The sequence below is a fragment of the Streptococcus sp. HMSC067H01 genome, assembly GCF_001814775.1.
GTDB lineage: Bacteria > Bacillota > Bacilli > Lactobacillales > Streptococcaceae > Streptococcus.
Genome location: NZ_KV817804.1, coordinates 104,694 through 126,953, shown reverse-complemented (window position 1 = coordinate 126,953; position 22,260 = coordinate 104,694). Strand labels below are relative to the sequence as shown.

The following is a 22,260-nucleotide window of genomic DNA, read 5'->3' as shown; positions in this document are numbered from 1 at the left end:
AGTAGAGCCCACTCAACCACTGCGTCTTGCTCGATAATCCAAAGATAATTGAGAGGCTAGGATTTTTGTCCCAGCCTCATTCTTTTCTTGAGAAGTTAAAGAACCCTCTATTTATAGGATTAGCAGTCAAAAAATGGTATAATATAGAGTAATGAAAAATTCCAACGAGGCAGAGATGAAACTACTTTATACCGATATTCGGACTTCTTTGACAGAAATCCTAACCAAGGAGGCTCAAAGACTGGTAGCCCAAGGCAAACGAGTCTTTTATATCGCTCCTAACTCTCTTTCTTTTGAAAAGGAACGTGCCGTGCTGGAGTGCTTGAGTCAGCAGGCTTCTTTTGCTATTACAGTCACGCGCTTCGCCCAAATGGCTCGTTATCTGGTTTTAAATGATATTCCTGAGAAGTCAAGTCTCGATGATATCGGTCTTGGTATGGCTTTCTATAAATGTCTGTCCGAGATTGATCCGAAGGATTTACGTGTTTACGGAGCTATTAAGCAAGATCCGCAATTCATCCAGCAACTGATTGAGATGTATCATGAAATTTCAACTGCAAAGATGAGTTTTTTGGACTTGGAAAGTTTGACAGATGCTGATAAACGCTCTGATTTAATCTTGATTTTTGAAAAGGTAACAGCTTATTTAAATCAAGGTCAAGTTTCACAAGGAAGTCCATTATCCTATCTGATTGATGCTATCGAAGAAAACAAGGTAAGTAGTGATTTTAGTAAGATTGCCCTAGTCATTGATGGTTTTACCCGTTTTTCTGCAGAAGAGGAACACCTTGTGGATTTGCTTCATCGTAAGGGTGTTGAGATTATTATTGGTGTATATGCGTCTAAGAGAGCCTATAACAGCCCTTTTAGTGAAGGGAATCTCTATCAAGCCAGTGTTGAATTTCTACGTCATTTAGCTTTTAAATATCAGACCAAGCCAGAAGATGCATGTCAAGAACATAAAAATCTTGACGCTTTTGCCAAGGCCTCAAAATTACTGGAAAGTGCTTATGATTATTCTGAAATTAGCTTAGAAGTGGATGCTAAGGATAGAGAAGAATTGCAAATCTGGTCTTGTCTGACACAAAAAGAAGAGCTAGAGCTAGTTGCTCGTAGTATTCGCCAGAAATTGCACCAAAATCCAGAACTTAGCTATAAGAATTTTCGTATCTTACTAGGAGACGTAGAGTCTTATAAACTGTCCTTGCAGACTATTTTTAATCAATATCAGATTCCTTTCTATCTAGGGAGAAGCGAGTCTATGGCTCATCATCCTTTAACTCAATTTGTAGAATCTGTGGGACGTCTCAAACGGTACTATTTCCGTCAGGAAGATTTGATTAATCTGCTACGAACCGGCTTATATACCGACCTTAGTCAAGAGGAAATCGATAGCTTTGAACAATATATCCGCTATTTAGGTATTGATGGACTTTCTAACTTTAAACAAGAATTTACAAAAAATCATCATGGGAAATTTGATTTAGAGAAAGTAAACGAGCTTCGTGTCCGTGTTCTAAATCCATTAGAAACGTTATTATCCAGTCGTAAGCAAAAGACTGAAAATATCCTTACAAAATGGAAGAACTTTTTGAAGGATGCATCTGTTACCAAGCAATTACAATCCTTATCTGAAACGATGGATGCGACAGAGCAAGAAAGACAAGAAGAGGTATGGAAGACATTTTGCCACGTAATGGAGCAATTTGCGACCGTATTTGAGGGGACTCAGATTGCTTTAGATGATTTCTTGGCTCTTCTTCATTCAGGGATGTCATTGTCAAATTATCGTACAATCCCAGCAACGGTAGATACGGTTCTGGTGCAAAGTTATGATTTGATTACGCCTTTGACTTCTGATTACATCTATGCACTTGGCTTAACGCAGGATCATCTACCTAAAATCACCCAAAATACTAGTCTTTTAAGCGATGAAGAAAGAGAAGTTTTAAACCAGATTACTGAAGATGGCTCTCAATTGCTGATTGCTAGCCATGAAAATCTTAAGAAGAATCGCTATACCATGCTTTCTTTGGTAAACTCTGCTAAGAAGCAATTAGTCTTATCAGCACCAAGTTTACTCAATGAAAACGAGAGTAAAGAATCGGTATATCTGAAAGAATTGCAAAACTTAGGTTTTATTAAAATCGAAAAAAGAATTGACAGAAAAAATCTATCGAAAGATGATATTGGTTCTTATCACAGTCTTTTGTCTAGTCTCGTTGCCTATCATCAACAAAGTGAATCCACTTCAAGTGATGAAGACTTAACTTTTATAAAAGTTCTGGCTCGCGTCATGGGGAAAAAGTTGGAAGACCAAGGTTTAGAAAATCCAGTTTTACCAACAAGTCCTAAAAGCAAAACTTTAGCTAGTGATACTCTAGAAGCTTTATATCCACAGAAGCAAGATTTTTATCTATCAACATCTGGTCTAACAGAATTCTATCGAAATGAATATAGCTATTACCTCCGATATGTATTGGGCTTGCAGGAAGAATTGCGTCTTCGTCCTGATGCTCGAAGCCATGGGAATTTCTTGCATCGTATTTTTGAACGAGCAATGAAACTTCCTGCTGATACACCCTTTGACCGACGTTTAGAACAAGCAATTTCTGAAACCAGTCAAGAACGTGAGTTTCAAGCCATTTATCAAGAAAGTTTAGAAGCCCAATTAACCAAGGAAGTTCTTTTAGACGTTGCGCGTGCAACTGGGCACATTCTTCGTCATAATTCTGAAATTGAAACAATTCAGGAAGAAGCAGTCTTTGGTGGTAAGGAACAAGCTTTTGTTCAGTTAGAAAACGGCAGAAATGTCTATGTCCGTGGTAAAGTTGACCGTATAGATCGCTTAAGGACAAGTGAAGCCATTGGTGTTGTAGATTACAAATCATCTCTAACTCAGTTTAACTTCCCTCTCTTTTATAATGGCCTTAACTCACAATTACCGACCTATCTGGCGGCGCTTAAGAAAGAAGGAAATACACACTTCTTTGGTGCTATGTATTTAGAAATGGCGGAGCCAGTTCAGTCCTTACAATCTGTTAAAACTCTTTCAAAGGCTTTGGCAGAAACGACTAAGAGTATGAAATATCAAGGGCTATTTCTTGAAAAAGAGATAAAAAACCTTGGAGAGTTTTACAATAAAAATAAGACTTACCAGTTGTCTGATGAGGAATTCCAGTTGTTGCTAGACTATAACGCCCTTATCTACAAGAAGGCGACAGAGAAGATTTTATCTGGTAGATTTGATATCAATCCTTATACAGAAGACGGTAGAAGTATTGCGCCATATGTCCAACAATATCAAGCCATTACAGGTTTTGAAGCCAATTACCATCTAGGTCAGGCTAGATTGTTAGATAAGGTTGCTAAGAGCAATGATAAGGAAGCATGGTTTAATAAAATAAGAGAGGAGTTAGAGCGATGAAATTTTTATCCCAAGAAGAGATTGAAAAATTGCAAATTGAAGAAGCTCAATCTGACAAGAAACCCAAGAAAACTGCTGAGCAAATTCAAGCTATCTACAGTTCTGGTCAAAACATTCTTGTCTCAGCATCAGCTGGTTCAGGGAAAACCTTTGTCATGGCTGAGAGAATCCTTGATCAACTAGCGCGTGGTGTAGAAATTCGCCAACTCTTTATCTCAACCTTTACGGTAAAGGCAGCAACCGAGTTAAAAGAACGCTTGGAAAAGAAAATCAGCCAACAAATCCAAGAGACTCAGGATTTAGAGCTAAAAAAGCATCTTGGAAGACAATTAGCTGATTTACCAAACGCTGCTATCGGGACCATGGACTCTTTTACCCAGAAATTCCTGACCAAGCACGGTTATCTCCTTGACCTCTCTCCAAATTTTCGCATTCTTCAGAATGAAAGTGAGCAACTCCTCTTAAAAAACGAAGTCTTTCGGCAGGTTTTTGAAAAACACTACCAAAGTAAGGAACAAGAACAGTTTAGTCAGTTGGTCAAGAACTTTGCGGGTAAAAGCAAGGATGCACGTGGATTGCGTAAACAGGTCTACATGATTTATGACTTTTTGCAATCTACAAGTAATCCTCAGGCTTGGCTAGAAAATTCTTTTCTAAAAGGCTTTGAAGAGGCTGATTTTACAGTTTCCAAAGAAAAACTCGCAGATGCTATAAAAGAAAAACTTTGGGATTTAGAAAGTTTCTTCCGTTATCATTTAGAGAATGATGCCAAGGAATTTGGGAAAGCAGCCTACTTAGAAGCTGTCCAACAAGTTCTTGATGGAATTGGAGCTTTAACCAACGAATCAACTTTTAATCAATATCAAGAAGTTCTAGAACGAGTTGTGAGTATTTCTAAGGATAAGGGTGGCCGTGCTCTTACAAATGCTAGTCGCAAGGCTGAACTCCAAGCTCTAAAAGAAGCGTACAACCAAGAGAGAAAAGACAAGTTTGAAAAGCTGATTTCTCTATCGGATACTTGTACCTTACTCAAATATCAAGAGATGTATCATGAGGAAGCTTTTGAACTTGCAAAGACTTTCCAAGTTTTCATGAGTGATTTTGTTGACGCCTATCGAAAGCGTAAACGCGAAGAGAATGCCTTTGAATTTGCGGATATTAGCCACTATACTATTGAGATTCTTGAAAACTTCCCTCAGGTACGTCAAGAGTATCAGGAACGCTTCCATGAAGTCATGGTCGATGAGTACCAAGATACCAACCATATCCAGGAAAGAATGTTGGAACTTCTCTCTAACGGGCATAACCGTTTTATGGTGGGAGATATCAAGCAGTCTATTTATCGTTTTAGACAGGCAGATCCCCAAATCTTCAATGAAAAATTCCACAGCTTTGCTCAGGATGGCAAAGAAGGTCAGTTAATTCTGCTTAAAGAAAATTTCCGTAGTAGTTCAGAAGTTCTTGATTCTACTAATGACGTCTTTAAGCATCTCATGGATGAGGAAGTTGGAGAGATATCTTATGACGGCATGCACCAGCTTGTTTTTGGGAATACTGATATTCAAGCAAATCCTGAAAACAAGGCAGAAGTTCTCTTATATGATAAGGATGATGATAGTGATGACGATGAGGAATTAGTAACCAACAAACTGACTGGTGAAATGCGGATGGTGCTTAAGGAGATAATTCATCTTCATAATGATAAAGGGGTTCCTTTCAATGACATTGCTCTCTTGACTGCCAGTAGAAGTCGCAATGACCAGGTTCTACTTGCCTTGTCTGAGTATGGGATTCCAGTCAAGACAGATGGTGCTCAAAGCAACTATTTACAGTCTTTAGAAGTCCAAGTCATGTTAGATACTCTTCGAGTCATCCATAACCCTCTTCAAGATTTCGCTTTAGTTGCTTTAATGAAGTCTCCTATGTTTAGCTTTGATGAAGATGAATTGGCTCGATTAGCCCTTCAGAAATCCGAGGATAAGGTTCAAGAAAACTTTTATGAAAAACTAGTCAATGCTCAGGAGAAAATTGGTCTTCAAAAGGATTTAATCAAAGCTGAATTACAAAAGAAGCTAGTCTTTTTCATGGAAACCGTCCAAGATTGGCGATTGTATTCCAAAACGCATTCACTTTACGATCTCATTTGGAAAATTTATAGCGACCGCTTTTACTATGACTATGTTGGTGCTTTGCCAAATGGTCAGGCCAGACAGGCAAATCTCTACGCCCTTGCCCTAAGAGCCGATCAGTTTGAAAAGAGTAATTTCAAGGGATTATCTCGCTTTATTCGAATGATTGACCAAGTCTTGGAAGCCCAGCATGATCTTGCCAATGTCGCTGTGGCACCACCTAAGGATGCTGTGGAGCTTATGAGTATTCATAAGAGTAAGGGGCTTGAGTTCCCTTATGTCTTTATCCTTAATATTGATCAGCAATTTAACAAGCAAGATTCCATGTCTGAAGTTATCCTAAGTCGTAAAAATGGCCTTGGGCTCAAGTATGTTGCTAGAGTAGCTACAAATGCCAAAGAGGAATACGTTCCATCTACGATTAAATTATCTATCCCTAGCTTGACTTATACTCAAAATGAGGAAGAACTCCAATTAGCAAGTTATTCTGAACTCATGCGTTTGCTTTATGTAGCCATGACGCGAGCTGAGAAAAAATTATATTTAGTCGGGAAAGGTTCTCGAGAAAAGTTGGAGTCTAAAGAATATCCGACAAATGGAAAAGGTCTTTTGACTCGAGAAACTAGACTAGATGCTAGTAATTTCCAAGACTGGATTTGGGCGATTTACCAAGCATTTACGAAAGAGGACTTACACTTTAGTGTTCGTTTCGAGGGTGAAGAAGACTTAACCAAGGAAGTGATTGGAGTCTTGGAAAATAAAAGTAAGCTTCAAGATCAATCCCAAGCAGATAACCGTCAATCTGATACCATTAAGGAAGCTTTAGAAATGCTGAAAGAAGTGGAAGTCTATAATCAAGTCCACCGAGCAGCAATTAATCTTCCGAGTGTTCAGACCCCAAGCCAGATTAAGAAGTTTTATGAACCAGTCATGGATATGGAAGGTGTAGTAGTAGCTGGTCAATCTAAACCAAAAGAAACTATTATTCAGTTTGAACTTCCAGACTTCTCCAAGACAGAAAAAGTCACTGGAGCTGAAATTGGTAGTGCTACTCATGAATTGATGCAACGAATCAATCTCGCTAAGAAACCTACTTTGGAAACCTTGACAGATGCCTTGGAGCAAGTTCAGGCAACTTCAGCTGTTAAAGATAAAGTTAATCTGGAAAAAATCTTGTCTTTCTTTGATACAGCTCTAGGTCAAGAGATTCTTGCAAATCAAGATAAACTCTATCGAGAACAACCTTTCTCAATGTTAAAAAGAGACGAGAAAAGCCAAGAAAACTTTGTTGTCCGTGGAATTTTAGATGGTTATCTAGTTTATGAGGATAAAATTGTTCTCTTTGACTACAAGACAGACCGTTATGAGCATGCTAGTCAGCTTGTTGAACGCTATCGAGGACAATTAGATCTCTATGCAGAGGCTCTATCTCGCTCTTATCAGATAGAAACAGTTGAGAAATATTTGATTCTACTTGGTAAAGACCAAGTAGAAGTCGTTAAACTATAAAAAGAAAGGAGGCATCATGTCCATTCCTGTTAGAAAAAACTTATATGATGCAGTTTTAGAGGCCTCTAAAGCCGATACTTGGGAACAAGCTACCAAAGAATGGAGTGAAGTTTCCTTGATTTTTAATGGAATCGGTCGGAGTAATTGTGTCTGTGGCAATGCTATTAAGTATGCTTATGAACTTTTTAACGGTGTTACCGGCAAACGTCTCTTTCCCATTGGGAGTGACTGTGTTCGCCATTTCCAAAGAATTAGCCTAGATCAACAGCTAGAAGAGGAGGAAAAACTTCTCAGAAAGCTTGAAAATCTGACCAGAAAAGCCCAGAAAAAAGAAGCCATTCGAGTTAATAAAACAGATTTTGATGAGCGACTGATCAACTGGCTATGGAAAAAGGGAGCTTTTAAGTCAAATCGAGGTAATCAATTCTCACCAGAAAAGGATTATCAACTCTTTTTGGAGGTTTTTCAAGGTGGAAGTTGGACTAAGGCAGAGCCTGTGAAGAAAGCTCGTATGGAAGAAGTTCTTGAGAAATTTATTAAACCCTTTCTACTTGGAAAATCTGACGATCAACTCTATCTAGTTAAACTAGGAAAAGAAAAAATTGACTATGAGCAAGAACTTCGCATCAAAGCAGAAAAGGAACGAAAGAAGCGAGACAAGATTGCTAAACAATATGCGGATAATCTAGTTCTAGCAATGGGACCAGCTGAACGTGTCTATCAAGATTACTTTGGACTGAGCGAAACACTGACTCTAGAAGAACGCCAGTGGGAAAAGATTCTCTTCGGTAAAAATCGGACAGAACGTTCTATAAAATCAAAACAGTACCAAAGAGAACTCGAAAAGGATCAACGCATTGCTAGTCAAGATCTCCTTGAAAGAAAACAAAAGCAAGTATGGTTGTTAAACTCTTATTTTCAAGATATTCCAGAAGAAAAAGCTCGCTTTTCTCGGCTTTTAACCATGTATCGAAAAACTGGAGAAATCCCATTTTCAAGAGAATACCTATCTAATAATCTATTTGATTTTTTCTACAAAATGAAGGCTTTTGAGTTTGAAATAGCACCCGACCAGGTACGTGATTTTTTAAAGGAGACTTTAAATGCAGAAAACCTATCATCCGCACAAAAATCATGGATAGAAGGCATTTTAACCAACTGCATCAAACCTTTTTTAGAAAGAATGATAGTATAGCAGTAGTTTTCGTTCTGCATGGAGAGACTCATGTTTATTAAAATTATGTCTTAAAGCAATTATACATAATTTATTTTATGTATAAACTCAAAATATTTGTATCAACATTAAAAAAATAGAAAGAAACTATGTCAAAAGAAATCGATATCGAATATTATCACCAACTAGCCTTGCAAAAACAAAAAGAGCATCGGAAGTTTTTAGGAAATCTGAAAAAGAAAGCACCTAAGAATTTGGATAAAATTGCCCTTGAAATCCATCAAGAAGTTTTTACTGAAATTGATTGTACAGCCTGCGCTAACTGTTGCAAGAGTCTTGGTCCAGACTTCAAAGAAGCAGATATCACACGTATCGCAAAATACTTTAAAATGAAATTGCCAGCCTTTGAAGCTGAGTTTTTGCAGGTAGACGAGGATGGAGATAAGGTCTTCAAATCTATGCCCTGTCCATTTCTAGGAGGGGACAATCTATGTTCTATATATGATGTTCGTCCTAAGGCTTGCAGAGAATTTCCACATACCGATCGTAAAAAGATTTATCAAATCAATAACCTGACTATTAAAAACACCTTAACTTGTCCAGCAGCCTATCTCTTTGTTGAAAAGTTAAAAGAAAAAATCGAATGAAGGAATCTTTATTCGGTTTTTTCTGTATTTTATGGTGTAATATTGAACATCCTTTCCCCTTTTTTCAAAAAACATGTAATATTTCTAAATGGATTGTGTAATTGTTTGTTAATTAAGCGTTTACATGATATAATGTATGTGAAAAAATTATCAATCTATCGGATTTTGCTTATGCATTATCCCCTTTCATATAAGGAGAAAAAGTGTATGAAAAAACTCACTAAATTTGGCATTATCACAATGTCTGTTTTTGCTCTAAATCTGGTATCACAGTCAGTGGTTCAAGCTGATGAAACTAATAGCGAACCAGCAGAAACTTTAGTTGCTCCAGAGGTTCCGAATACAACAGGTTCGGAAAACTCTGCACCGGAAGACAATAATGTTGCAGAGGGAACTAGTAATGGTGAAGCTGCAACCACAGATAAAGATAAGCCAACCTGTCCTGCAGGGACTTTACCAGGCTCTAACCCGGGCGCTAGTTGCGAACCAGATGGTAGCAATATCATTGATGAAGGTGGTTTCGTCAATGTTGAAGGACTTCCAGCACATTTTAGTGAAGATGGTAAAAGTGTAGTCTACAATTACACTGTAGCCTTCAAAGAATTGCACTCAAGTGATCAAGGTCAAGCTGTTCGCGGTGTTCGTATCCGTATTCCTAAGATTTCAGGTGCAAAAGCTAATTTCACTTTGATCGGAACATATGATGCCAATGGAAATCCTGTAGATGTTAATGTTCCAATGAAAGAGGTTTCGTATGATGAACCTCTTGATGATGAAAGGGGGAATGTTCCAACTGCTGAGGAACTAGCAGCTGGTAAGAAACCTTCCGTTGTTAATATGAAGGATGCTGACGGTTATTCCCCTGATCCAGCCTTTCCTTCAGCTTATGGTGATACAGTTAATTTATATACTGTTGTTTCAAATACATTTAGATCAACAGCTTTTCGAGTTTCTGTGACCGTACCCTTGGAGGAAGCTAAGAAGATCAAGTACTTACCAATCGACGCGAGATTTGCTTGGAAATGTTCTCAAGATGGTGGTGGGTATGGTTCATATGAAGAAGGTTGCCAAAGTCTAGAAGAATATCATCGAATTCAACCATATTATCAAGACAACAATGGGGAAACGACTTATGGTGCTCTAGGTAATCCAAGTTTAGTAGATGATACTTATGTTCAGAATGACCATCTAATTAGGTCAGTTTCAAACCCAACTACTCATATCACACCAAATAACGGTGACTGGAAAACTATTCCTCATGATGTTAATATTAATCCTGAGACCTTCTTTAGTTATGTTAAAACGTTTACTTTGAAAGCCAATCCTGCTGTTAAATACTATGCTTCAGAATTTGAAGATATGGCTGACCAGGATGTTTCTACGCTTCACTATGGAGATGTAGTGGTGGATTATGTTATCAAGGGAACAAATCAATCTATCAAGGAAACTTATAAAGACACACCATTAACTTCTATTTATGGATCTGATGGAAATCTTGTGACCTATAATGCTGCTGAAAACGCAGATGAGCGTCCGTCTTCTATCACTGTAGATGGTAAAAAATACAATCTAGTTGGTGTTTCTTCAACATCTGCACCTGAAACAGGTCAGTTAAAAGAAGGTACAACTCATGTTATCTATGAGTATGAGAAAGAACCAGATCCAGAACCAACACCAGATCCAAAACCAACTCCTGATCCAAAACCAACTCCTGATCCAGAGCCAACACCAGATCCAGAACCAACACCAGATCCAAAACCAACTCCTGATCCAGAGCCAAAACCTGATCCAGAACCAACTCCTGATCCAGAACCAACACCGGATCCAAAACCAACTCCAAATCCAGAGCCAACACCGGATCCAAAACCAACTCCAAATCCAGAGCCAACTCCGGATCCAAAACCTGTTCAACCAGAAAATGTTCAATCTACTGAGCAAAAATCAGCTCCAGAAAAAGCTCAGTTACCAAATACAGGAACTTCTGATTCGCCATTAGCTATGAATCTTCTTGCTATTTTAGCTGGAATCTTTGGTATTTCACTTTTCAAAAAAGTAAAAAATCAGAGAACTAAGTAAATAGTTTTAAAAAAGTCATCCAAATTGGATGGCTTTTTAGTGTAGTCCCCTATATTTCTATAGTTAGAGTCTGTAGCAAATAATTTTTTTGATTTTTGTATATTTATTTTTATCTGAAAATTCAAACCATATTTCTTATTAAGTGATAAGTTCTTTTTTAAGCTTAAAGTTTTTTAAACCTTATCTTAAAGAAAACTGATATAAGGTATCTTTAAGCGATGTTCTGTATAGTTATACCATCATCAAAGAAAGAGGTATCGATATGAACTACATAGTCATTCCAGCTTATCAACCAGATAAGCAACTTATCAAACTCATCGAAAAAATTCACGAAAAGAGAGATTTTCATATCTTAGTCATAGACGACGGCAGTTCATCAGAGTGCCAAAAAATCTTTGACAAAGCAGAACAATATGCAACTGTCATCCGTCACCAAGTGAACCAAGGTAAAGGGCAGGCTCTAAAAACAGCCTTTACTTATATCCAAGAACAAAACATTTATGGTACGGTTGTCACAGCAGATGCGGATGGACAGCACAAGGTATGGGATATTTTCCGCACGGCTAATAAAGCTTCCGAAAATCCAAACAAACTAATCTTGGGTGTGCGGGCCTTCACAGGTAAAGTACCCCTTCGTAGCCGTTTCGGAAATAGCTTGACAAAAGCACTCTTTAAACTACAAACAGGAGTAGGAGTAACAGATACGCAAACAGGTCTTCGTGCTTTTACTACAAACTTGATACCGTTTATGCTTAAGATTGAAGGCCAACGTTATGAATATGAAATGAATATGCTGCTCGAAGCAACGAAAGAATACGAGATTTTAGAAGTTCCTATTGAAACTGTCTATATTAATGACAATGAGGCTTCACACTTCCGCCCAATCCAAGACGGGCTCATGATCTATAAAAATATCTTTAAATTTGCCTTATCATCCCTCAGTAGCTTTGTTGTAGACTATGTCGTTTACGCCCTAGCAATCTTGATTTTGCCGACAGTTCCGACGAGTTTACGTATCTTTCTAGCAAACGGAGTCGCTCGTGTGACTAGCTCTGTTTTCAACTATTCTACAAATAAAAAACTAGTATTTAAAAATGACGATAGTCTTGTGAAAACAGGGATGGGATACTTTGGTCTAGCAGTCGGACTCTTTGTCTTAGACACGCTTCTGATTCGTCTCTTCTTTACAGTCTTTGGAATCAACCTTCTGATTGCCAAAGTTATCGTCGGCATTCTTCTCTTCGCTGTCTCTTGGACAGTTCAGAAGAAATTCATCTTTAAGGAAAGGACATCAACTGTACTATGAAATTTTTAAAGAAACGCTATGCTTACGCCTCAGTTCTTGGCCTACTCTTGACAGGATCCTTTAGTTATTCCATGCTAAAGACCTTTGTCCTTGCTGAGACAATATCAACAGTTGCCACAACTAGCACAAGTTCCAATGCTGCAGTAGCAAGTCAAGCTGCTAAGACAGCTACTGTCACTGACTCTAGTTATAAAGATGACAATATTTCCGTCAATTTGTCTGAAACGACAGTCAATAATACACAAGTCTACGTTGCTGATATTACTCTGAGCTCATCAGATTATCTGAAAACTGCCTTTGCTCAAAATGCTTATGGAACTAACGTAACTGCAAAAACCTCTGTAACCGCAGCTGACAACAATGCCATTTTAGCAGTAAACGGGGATTACTATGGTGCTAACTCTACAGGTTATGTTATCCGTAATGGCGTTGTCTATCGTGATACTGTTCGTGAAGATTCTAGTAATGGCGACTTAGCTATTTATAAAGACGGCTCTTTCAAGGTTATTTACGAAGATCAGATCTCAGCTGAGCAACTAGTTAATGACGGTGTCGTCAATCTCTTGGCTTTTGGACCAGCCTTGGTCGAAAATGGTGAAATTGCAGTTGATACCAATACAGAAGTAGGACAGGCCATGGCATCAAATCCTCGTTCAGCGATTGGTATGATCGATGAAAATCACTATATCATCGTTGTTTCAGACGGACGTACATCAGAAAGTGAAGGACTCTCTCTTTATCAGCTAGCTGAGGTCATGAAATCTTATGGTGCAAAGACTGCCTACAATCTTGATGGTGGTGGATCATCTACACTTTACTTCAACGGTCAGGTTATCAATAAACCAACGACTGGTGGAAACAAAATTTCAGAAAGGGCGGTGAGTGACATTGTCTACATCGGTTACTAATCTTGGCAAAAAACGGTTAAAAAAAACAGTCATTTCTTATACACTAATCACTATTTTCTTCTTTGCATTTTCTAGAATTTATGAAGCTTTTAGTTTTGGAGAAACTTCTGTTCATATGCACTATTTATTTGCAGCACCTCTTGTAGGGGGAATTCTACTAGCAATCTTTCTCAAGGTTCTCCCTCATTTCTCTCGTATTAGTCTAAATCTATGGAATTCGGCAGTAGCGATTATTACAGCGGGTACACTTTTCCGAGGAATTGTCAATCTTTCAGGACGCTCTACAACCTTGGATACACCCTACTGGTATGTTGGGATTGGTTTTGCAATACTAGCAATCATTACTATCTTCATCAATCCAAACCTTTGGAAGAGTACTAGCAAAGTAACTAAAACGAAACGCAAAGAAGTCTATGGGCAGGCATAATGTTATAAAAAAGTAGTCGTTCAGCTTATGTTCGACTACTTTTTATTGACTTTTATTTCTAAAATATTGTAGAAATATTACAAGTTTCTTTCTAATTTTAAATACTACTTTCGTATTTAAAATAATATTGTATAATAAAATTGATAATTAGCGTTTTTAATACAATATCTAGGAAAAACAAATCCCAATCTTGGTATTTGCTAGGAGAAAAGAATGAAAAAAATATTGCTGGCAAGTACGGTTGCCCTCTCTATGGCAGGTTTTGCAAAAACGACCGTCTATGCTGAGGAATCTCAAGCTACCAATAAAGTTCAAACTTCTGAAAAGGCTACAGGAAGCCAAGCAGGAAATGACAATCTGAACCAAACTCAAAACAAGTCAGAAAAAGTCGAGCCTCAAACTTCCCCAAAGCAAGAAACTACTAACACCAAGGAGCAGTCTTCGACAGAAGCAGTAGTAGAAGAGGTTAACAAAGAAGGTTGGCAAAAAGAAAACAGTCAATGGCGCTATTATGAGAATAATAAGCCTGTTTTAAATTGGAAGAAGATAGCTGGTGTTTGGTATTATTTCAATCAAAAAGGCATCATGCTAAGTAATACTATTTTTAATGATTATCTGTTAAATAATAGCGGTGCTTTAGCAGAATCTTCTTGGGCAAAAATCGATAATCAATGGTATTATGCTACGGCGGAGGGAAAAGTTACTCGTGATAAATGGGAAAAAATTTCTGGAGTCTGGTATCGATTTAATCAAGAAGGCATCATGCTCAGTAATGCTATCCACAATGACTATTTGTTCAATAGTAGTGGAGCCTTAGCAGAAAATAGCTGGGTTAAAATTGGTGACAAATGGTATCATGGGAATCAAGAAGGAAAGATTTCTCGTGATAAATGGGAAAAAATCAAGAATGTCTGGTATTTCTTCGACAAAGATGGCGGCATGCTTAGTGAAACGATTTACAAAGACTATCTTTTCACTAAAGATGGGGCTCTAGCCGTATCCTCGTGGGTAAAAATTAAAGATAAGTGGTATTACGCCGACGCATCTGGTAAAATCACACGAAACAAATGGGAAAAAATTAAAAATAGCTGGTACCACTTTGATGCCGAAGGTGTAATGGAAAGTAGCACCTGGAAAAAGAAATACTATCTTAAAGATAGTGGAGCAATGGCTGAGAATGAATGGATCTTTGATAAGAAACACAATAGCTGGTTCTATATCAAAGCTGATGGTAGCTACGCTGAAAATCAGTGGCAGGGAGCTTACTATCTAAAATCTGGCGGCTATATGGCTAAGAATGAATGGATTTTTGATAAGGACTATGACGCTTGGTATTACCTCAAAGAAGATGGAGTTTATGTAACTGGGACTTTCAAAATCAAAGGTAAAGACTATTCTTTCCAAAGTAATGGAAAATGGATTTCTGATCCATCATCTTACTATAAGGTAGCTCCAATTACAGCTTATGTCTACAGCGCTTCTGGTGATAGACTCAGCTATATCTCACAAGGTAGCATTGTTTCAGTTACTGGAGCAGAAGTTCAAGGTGGTCGACTTCCAGTCAAAATCTCTGGCCTTTCAGGTTATATGAACAAGAATGATCTTGTAGCAGTTAGTTCTGCAAGTGACTTCATTCCTCACTATACTACGGATGGTAAATATCTCTACCACGAGTTATCACCTTATGCTAGTATTCGAGTTGCACCACATAGCTCATCTATGACCATTGGTAAAAAGTATTATTCAGCTGATGGTGCTAACTTTGACAACTTTACAGTTGAAAATCCTTTCTTGTTTAGAGATTTAAGCAAACCAACTAATTATACAGCAGCAGAGTTGGATAAAATTTTCTCTATCATGAATATTCAAGGAAGTCGTTTGGCAGGTAAAGGTGCAGTCTTTAAAGAAGCGGAAGAACGTTATAAAATCAATGCCCTCTACTTGATTGCCCACAGTGCTCTAGAAAGTTCATGGGGACGTAGCCAGATTGCCAAGGATAAGAATAACTTCTTTGGTATTGCAGCCTATGATACAACACCATATGATTCAGCCAAAAGTTTTGACAATGTCGACAAGGGTATCTTAGGTGCAGCTAAATGGATTCGCGAGAATTATTATGATGAAGGTAGAACCCATCTTGGAAATAAAGCTTCCGGAATGAATGTCCTTTACGCATCAGACCCATATTGGGGAGAAAAGATTGCAAGTATTATGATGACAATCAACAGTAAGCTGGGCGAAAAAGACTAGAAATCATTAGAATCGATAACGACTGAAAAGTGGTTATCGATTTTGCTTATCAAGAGAAACTTGAGGACTTTTCATTATGAAGATGAATTTTGAACATATTCACAAAAGAGGAATAAATCTAAAGCACTTAGGGATTAATGCATACGCTTATAGCTACTCAGTTATAACAGACTTACTTGCTATTGTCCAAGCGAATAATCTGACCATATTAGGTGGAGATGTGTTTTGCTACAAAAATGCTCAATTGACACATACTTATGACAATTGGCATTATGAGAAACAAGATCCAACTAGCGATTGTAGCAAATCCATTCTTCAAACAGAAAAGTATATAAGAGATTATGTAAAAAATCATGGTAAACACTATTATTTTTCAATCGTTTTAGAGGAACCAATAGACTGAATAGAGAGTCAAATAGGAGAAATCATGATATAATAGAAGTTGGTGATTTATTTTAAAAAAATGCTATCTATTGCTTACTCGAGAAAATAAAAAAATAGATAAAATCCAATCTGAGAAAGGAATTTTACATTATGGCTATTATTCAATGGTTTCCTGGACATATGTCCAAGGCGCGTCGTCAGGTCCAGGAAAATTTAAAATTTGTTGATTTTGTGACAGTTTTAGTAGATGCACGTTTGCCCTTGTCTAGCCAAAATCCAATGCTGACTAAAATCATCGGGGACAAACCAAGGCTATTGATTCTAAACAAGGCAGACCTTGCAGATCCAACATTGACAAAAGAGTGGCGTCAGTACTTTGAATCACAAGGTATTCAGACACTTGCTATCAATTCTAAAGAGCAAATTACAGTTAAAGTCGTGACCGATGCTGCTAAGAAACTTATGTCAGATAAGATTGCTCGTCAAAAAGAGCGTGGAATTCAAATCGAAACCTTACGTACCATGATAATTGGTATTCCAAACGCTGGTAAATCAACTCTGATGAACCGTTTAGCTGGTAAGAAAATTGCTGTAGTTGGTAACAAACCAGGCGTCACCAAGGGCCAACAATGGCTTAAAACCAATAAAGATTTGGAAATTTTGGATACTCCTGGTATTCTTTGGCCAAAATTCGAAGATGAAACGGTTGCCCTTAAACTCGCATTGACTGGAGCTATCAAAGACCAGTTGCTTCCGATGGATGAGGTAACGATTTTCGGTCTCAATTACTTTAAAACGCATTATCCTGAAAAGCTTCAAGAACGTTTCAAACAAATGAATCTGGACGATGAAGCTCCAGAAATTATCATGGATATGACGCGTATCCTTGGTTTCCGTGATGATTACGATCGTTTTTACAATCTCTTTGTTAAAGAAGTTCGTGATGGAAAACTTGGTAACTATACCTTAGATACATTGGATGATCTCAATGGCAACGATTAAAGAAATAAAAGAAGCATTAGCAAAGATAACAGATCTTGAAAGTCCCCTTTTTAAGGAATTTGAAAAAGATTCTCGTACAGGTGTACAAAAGGAAATTGAAAGGCGTAAGAAATCTATTCAAGCTGAAATTGATGAAAATCTGCGCCTAGAAGGCATGTTATCTTATGAAAAAGAGCTTTATGCTCAAGGGATTAACCTAATTGCAGGTGTAGATGAGGTTGGACGTGGTCCGCTAGCTGGTCCAGTGGTGGCTGCGGCAGTGATTTTACCTCAAAATTGTAAAATTAAAGGTTTAAATGACAGCAAAAAAATTCCTAAGAAAAAACACGAGGAGATTTTTCAAGCTGTCAAAGAGAATGCCCTAGCAATCGGTATCGGGATTATGGACAATCATGTCATTGACCAAGTCAATATCTATGAAGCGACGAAACTAGCCATGAAAGAAGCTATTTATCAGCTTGAGCCTCAACCAGAGCACCTCTTGATTGATGCTATGAAGTTGGACTTGCCGATTTCTCAGACATCCATCATCAAAGGGGATGCCAACTCCTTATCTATTGCAGCAGCATCTATCGTTGCGAAGGTTACAAGAGATAAGATCATGGCTAACTATGACCAAGAATTTCCAGGCTATGATTTTGCTCAAAATGCTGGCTATGGAACTGCTAAGCATCTAGAAGGAATTGAAAAGCACGGTGTCACACCTATTCATCGCACCAGTTTTGAACCGATTAAAACGATCGTTTCAGAAACTAGTAAAAGATAATTAAAGGAGAGAATTATGGAGGAACAGTCGCAAATACTTAGTTCCAAGAAAGAATTTGCCTTCGCGTCCAGTACGATCTTAGCTCAAGTAGGGCGAGGTATTATTGTCGGATTAGTCGTAGGACTTATTGTAGGATCATTTCGATTTTTGATCGAAAAAGGCTTTCATATCGTTCAAGGATTTTATCAAGACCAAGAGAATCTGATACGGAATCTATTGATCATTTTATTGTTTTATATCCTCATTTGCTTACTTAGTGCCAAATTAACACGCTCAGAAAAAGATATCAGAGGTTCTGGTATTCCTCAAGTTGAAGCGGAGTTAAAAGGTCTCATGTCTCTCAACTGGTGGAGTGTCCTCTGGAAAAAATACATTCTAGGTATCTTGGCCATTGCGAGTGGGCTCATGCTCGGTCGTGAAGGTCCCAGTATTCAGCTAGGTGCCGCTGGAGGCAAAGGAATTGCTAAATGGCTCAAGTCTAGCCCTGTTGAGGAGCGTTCTTTGATTGCTAGCGGAGCTGCTGCTGGACTTGCTGCAGCTTTTAATGCACCTATTGCAGGACTCCTATTTGTAGTAGAAGAAGTCTACCATCATTTTTCACGATTTTTCTGGGTTTCTACCTTGGCTGCTAGTCTAGTAGCAAACTTTGTTTCCCTTCTCATCTTTGGCTTAACACCTGTACTTGATATGCCGGACAATATCCCTCTCATGAACTTGAGCCAATATTGGATTTATCTAGTGATGGGAATTTTTCTAGGACTCTCAGGTTTTCTCTATGAAAAAGCCGTTCTTAACGTTGGAAAAGTATATGATTGGATTGGTCAAAAGATTCATCTGGATAAGGCCTATTATCCTATTCTAGCCTTTCTTCTTATCATTCCATTAGGAATATTCCTACCACAGATACTCGGTGGAGGCAATCAGGTTGTCTTATCCTTAACAGAACAAGATTTTAGTTTTCAAATTCTCTTGGCTTACTTTATTATTCGATTTATCTGGAGTATGATCAGTTATGGTAGTGGACTGCCAGGTGGTATTTTCTTGCCAATTTTAGCTTTAGGATCCTTACTTGGTGCCCTGGTAGGTGTTATTTGTGTCAATCTTGGCCTCGTTACACAGCAGCAATTCCCTATCTTTGTGATTCTTGGAATGAGCGGGTATTTTGGGGCCATCTCAAAAGCACCTTTGACAGCTATGATTCTTGTGACGGAAATGGTTGGTGACATCCGCAATCTAATGCCTTTAGGGATGGTAACCCTAGTTGCCTATATTGTTATGGATCTGCTCAAAGGGGCGCCCGTCTATGAAGCCATGCTGGAGAAAATGCTACCTGAATCAGTAACTGATGATGGAGAAGTTACCCTAATTGAAATTCCAGTTTCTGATAAGATAGCTGGTAAGCAGGTACATGAACTCAATTTACCACACAATGTGCTCATCACAACCCAGGTACATAACGGTAAAAGTAAGACAGTTAATGGATCTACAAGGATGTATCTAGGTGATATGATTCATCTCGTAATTCCAAAAAGTGAAATTGGAAAAGTGAAAGATTTGTTGTTGTAGGATTGGTTGTTTACATAACTTATGTTATGTCTCGTGTATAGTTGGTCTAAAATTAGTAATTAAAAAGATAGACCGTGTCATATGAATAAAAACTCGATTCCTAAATAATGGTATCGAGTTTTTATATTTTATTCTAATGAACTGTAGAAGCTTTAGAAATTTTTTAAGTCAATAAATTAATGATCAATAATTCACTTAGCGAATCTAGTCGTTTTTTAGAAAACTAAAAGTTTATGTACAATTGACTTAACGTGAGCTAAACTATTGATACAACTGAATTAGAAGCATAAAGTACATTCTTTAAGGAGTGTACTTTATTTTTATTTTGTACATTATTTTGAAGTGTTATTTTGTATATTTTCTAGTTCATAACATCATCTGATTTAAGGAATTGATTTGTATATTTTTACTCTAATAGGTGCAGAAGAAGTAGTGGTTCAATTGTACATTTTTTGCTACTCATTTAAGGTCTTATTGATAGTAAGATATAGATTTTTACTCGTGGTGCTAGCTAATCTCAAAGTATCTCAGATTATAAGTCAGTACAATTTGCTCCATTCTCAACTGCAATCCTGTTAAGCCTCTAGCTAGTGTTTGTTCGACATCAAAAAAAGCACAAAGTTCTGAAAATCGAGTTTCAATAGTCCGTCTCATATTTCTAGTAAGTCATCAACCAAGGAGACACCCACAAGGATTCTTGTTTAGAAGCACCGAATCAATCAAGAAGGATCACCCAGAGGTTCTAGCATTTGAAGAATATGACGAGCTACTTGAAGCAATCAAAAAATCCCTATAAAGGGATTTTTTTATACCTATAATACCTTGTGCAAAACAGTCGTATATATCAAAATCAGAGTCACGTTACCTACTATTAGACCAGAAGTCGCAAGCAAGGTCTTTGCTGTACCCGGCTTAAAATCTGCACTAATCAAATATGGCCAAAAGCATACCATTGGGAAAATGGCTATTAACACGCATACATAGGTAGGAAAGCTTGTCCAAAGAAAGCGTGTCGTCTCTAACCAGTGACCCCATGAAGGTATCACTATTTTGCTTATAGTGAAAAGTATGCATATAAGGTGGATCACTAGAAGATAAATAGCATACTTTGTCTTACTTAGTACTTTTTTATTTTTCATTTTGCCTAGCCTAATTATCCCTGCAAATTCTTCTATCGCTCTGCTGCAATATTAGAACTAAAATTAAAATTAACTATATCATTATTCGAATCAAGGTCTAAATTCATAAAATAATGATTCCAAAAGAATTCATTGTTACCTGCGCCCCACTGCACGCCATAATGACCCAAATATTCATCTCTTGGCTCGCTTGGAGTCAGCCATATTTTTTTCCCAAATACTTTCGTGAACTCGTTTTCGTCAAGCTTCTTTAGTAAATCTATACCATCTATATTATATGAGATTCCATATTTTTGGGTAACAGCTGTGCACTCAGAATCAAAGCAAACCTGCGTAACTACACAGTCCTTCAGCTCCGTATTCTTTCTCTTATCTCCGTAAACACCTATACATCCGAGAACTACATTCTTCTTTACAAGAAGATAGGTAGATCGCGTAACTGCTGAGTCATATGACTTAAAGCCGTTTGGAACGCTAACCCCAGTTCCTTGGTATTTAGTATAGCTTCCCGTTGTCAAAAGCTCGTTATAATTAGGATAATCATGTCTACCATTTGACACATAAATGTCAAACCCCTTGTCTATCAAATCCGAAATCTTAGTCTCTGTAAGATGAATTTCAGTTCCGTCAATTCTAAGTGGAGGTGCGTTATCAGGTAGACCTATAATTATATATACAAACATCAAAAACACGAATATCATAAGCACTGCAACGATACCCATCCAAGATTTCCCGGTTCTCCTTCGTGCATTGAAAAGCGACATTATAGAAGGCGTGATTATAGCAGCACCAATTGGCGCCGCCCCATGACGGAACATGCTCATGACCTTAAAGGCAATTACAGCGCTAATTAGTATTAAAATTATGTGCACTGCATACTCTCCTACGCTTAGCTTACTCGTCCTAGTCTGATTATTTGCTGGGGCATCGTACATTGAAACACCGTTCTCAAAGGTGTTCTTCATTCTAAAACGAAGCCAAAACAATATTCCAATAAACACAATTGCCAAGAACACTAGCATTCCGATAAAAACTAATTTTTCCATCTGTAACCTTTTCTCTGACCTAATTATCGTCCATCAAAATTCATATCTAGTCTACCACATTTTGAAATTGTTTTACAATATTTACATACTTGTGCACGAATCAAAAATGTATACAAACTTTTCAGAGTATTTATTCTTTACACCTCTTTTCCGCTATGTTAAAATTGTATTAAGTTTAATACTTGTTTTATTCTAAACGTGCGCATCATTTTAGCGCAAAAAACAAATTTAATTCCGTTGTTTGAGCGGGATTATTTAAATAACCTTCTAATAGCAAGTCCAACTGAAATCACAGAGTTGAGTAATATGTCTGTATGGTGGATATGTCAGGAAAACCCAGATCATCGTTATAAAATTCAAGTTAAAGAAAGAATGGCATACAGAAAGCGAAATAAAAAGGCATGTTCGATTTGCAAAGGTTACAGAAGAAAGCAAGAACATTTTATACAGTTTAAAAAAGATATAAAAAAGTAAGAACACTTTAAGTAATATAAAGTGTTTTTA

15 protein-coding genes and 1 pseudogene are annotated in these 22,260 nt (G+C 37.6%); 14 read left to right on the top strand and 2 right to left on the bottom strand.

Features of this window, described 5'->3' with window-relative positions:
- Positions 1-175 precede the first annotated feature (175 nt).
- The 13 genes from rexB to HMPREF2987_RS08485 all read left to right on the top strand — a co-directional run bounded on the left by rexB (position 176) and on the right by HMPREF2987_RS08485 (position 19,571).
- Complete coding sequence (rexB, locus tag HMPREF2987_RS08545; RefSeq protein WP_075230199.1) at positions 176-3,427, top strand: ATP-dependent nuclease subunit B; 3,252 nt, start codon at positions 176-178, stop codon at positions 3,425-3,427.
- Positions 3,424-7,065, top strand: coding sequence for a helicase-exonuclease AddAB subunit AddA (addA, locus tag HMPREF2987_RS08540; protein ID WP_075230172.1), 3,642 nt, complete (start codon positions 3,424-3,426; stop codon positions 7,063-7,065). Before rexB ends, addA begins: the two co-directional genes overlap by 4 nt.
- A 16-nt stretch (positions 7,066-7,081) precedes the next feature.
- Positions 7,082-8,260 carry a hypothetical protein gene (locus tag HMPREF2987_RS08535; protein ID WP_075230171.1) on the top strand — a complete coding sequence of 393 codons (1,179 nt, stop codon included), beginning with the start codon at positions 7,082-7,084 and terminating at the stop codon, positions 8,258-8,260.
- Positions 8,261-8,388: 128 nt separating this feature from the next.
- Entirely contained in the window at positions 8,389-8,886 is a 498-nt protein-coding gene (locus tag HMPREF2987_RS08530; RefSeq protein WP_075230170.1) for a YkgJ family cysteine cluster protein, read from the top strand.
- A gap of 207 nt (positions 8,887-9,093) precedes the next feature.
- Positions 9,094-10,962: a peptidase gene (locus HMPREF2987_RS08525; protein ID WP_075230169.1), complete on the top strand. Its 1,869-nt coding sequence runs from the start codon at positions 9,094-9,096 to the stop codon at positions 10,960-10,962.
- Between the two features lie 262 nt (positions 10,963-11,224).
- Complete coding sequence (locus tag HMPREF2987_RS08520; protein ID WP_075230168.1) at positions 11,225-12,268, top strand: bifunctional glycosyltransferase family 2/GtrA family protein; 1,044 nt, start codon at positions 11,225-11,227, stop codon at positions 12,266-12,268.
- The gene (locus HMPREF2987_RS08515) at positions 12,265-13,176 is read left to right on the top strand and encodes a phosphodiester glycosidase family protein (protein ID WP_075230167.1); all 912 of its coding nucleotides are present in this window, start codon (positions 12,265-12,267) and stop codon (positions 13,174-13,176) included. The genes HMPREF2987_RS08520 and HMPREF2987_RS08515 overlap by 4 nt, the downstream gene beginning before the upstream one ends.
- Positions 13,157-13,603 carry a hypothetical protein gene (locus HMPREF2987_RS08510; RefSeq protein WP_075231338.1) on the top strand — a complete coding sequence of 149 codons (447 nt, stop codon included), beginning with the start codon at positions 13,157-13,159 and terminating at the stop codon, positions 13,601-13,603. The genes HMPREF2987_RS08515 and HMPREF2987_RS08510 overlap by 20 nt, the downstream gene beginning before the upstream one ends.
- 213 nt (positions 13,604-13,816) lie before the next feature.
- On the top strand, positions 13,817-15,853 hold the full coding sequence (locus HMPREF2987_RS08505; protein WP_075230165.1) for a glucosaminidase domain-containing protein: 2,037 nt from the start codon (positions 13,817-13,819) through the stop codon (positions 15,851-15,853).
- A 76-nt stretch (positions 15,854-15,929) separates the two neighbouring features.
- Complete coding sequence (gene imm40, locus HMPREF2987_RS08500) at positions 15,930-16,256, top strand: Imm40 family immunity protein (RefSeq protein ID WP_075230164.1); 327 nt, start codon at positions 15,930-15,932, stop codon at positions 16,254-16,256.
- 131 nt (positions 16,257-16,387) lie between these two features.
- Positions 16,388-17,239, top strand: coding sequence for a ribosome biogenesis GTPase YlqF (ylqF, locus tag HMPREF2987_RS08495; protein WP_075230163.1), 852 nt, complete (start codon positions 16,388-16,390; stop codon positions 17,237-17,239).
- On the top strand, positions 17,226-18,005 hold the full coding sequence (locus tag HMPREF2987_RS08490; RefSeq protein WP_075230198.1) for a ribonuclease HII: 780 nt from the start codon (positions 17,226-17,228) through the stop codon (positions 18,003-18,005). Before ylqF ends, HMPREF2987_RS08490 begins: the two co-directional genes overlap by 14 nt.
- 15 nt (positions 18,006-18,020) lie before the next feature.
- A complete protein-coding gene (locus tag HMPREF2987_RS08485; RefSeq protein WP_075230162.1) occupies positions 18,021-19,571 on the top strand; it encodes a ClC family H(+)/Cl(-) exchange transporter in 1,551 nt (516 codons plus the stop codon).
- A 507-nt stretch (positions 19,572-20,078) separates the two neighbouring features.
- Here the strand turns inward: HMPREF2987_RS08485 and HMPREF2987_RS10505 are convergent.
- Together HMPREF2987_RS10505 and HMPREF2987_RS08480 are read right to left on the bottom strand one after the other, a co-directional pair.
- Positions 20,079-20,225 (bottom strand): annotated as a pseudogene (locus HMPREF2987_RS10505) (IS982 family transposase); the annotation flags it as partial.
- Between the two features lie 517 nt (positions 20,226-20,742).
- A complete protein-coding gene (locus HMPREF2987_RS08480; RefSeq protein ID WP_075230161.1) occupies positions 20,743-21,756 on the bottom strand; it encodes a hypothetical protein in 1,014 nt (337 codons plus the stop codon).
- 198 nt (positions 21,757-21,954) lie between these two features.
- On the opposite strand from HMPREF2987_RS08480, the gene HMPREF2987_RS08475 reads away from it, so the two are divergent.
- Entirely contained in the window at positions 21,955-22,230 is a 276-nt protein-coding gene (locus HMPREF2987_RS08475; RefSeq protein WP_257375203.1) for a zinc-ribbon domain-containing protein, read from the top strand.
- The last annotated feature ends 30 nt before the right edge of the window (positions 22,231-22,260 follow it).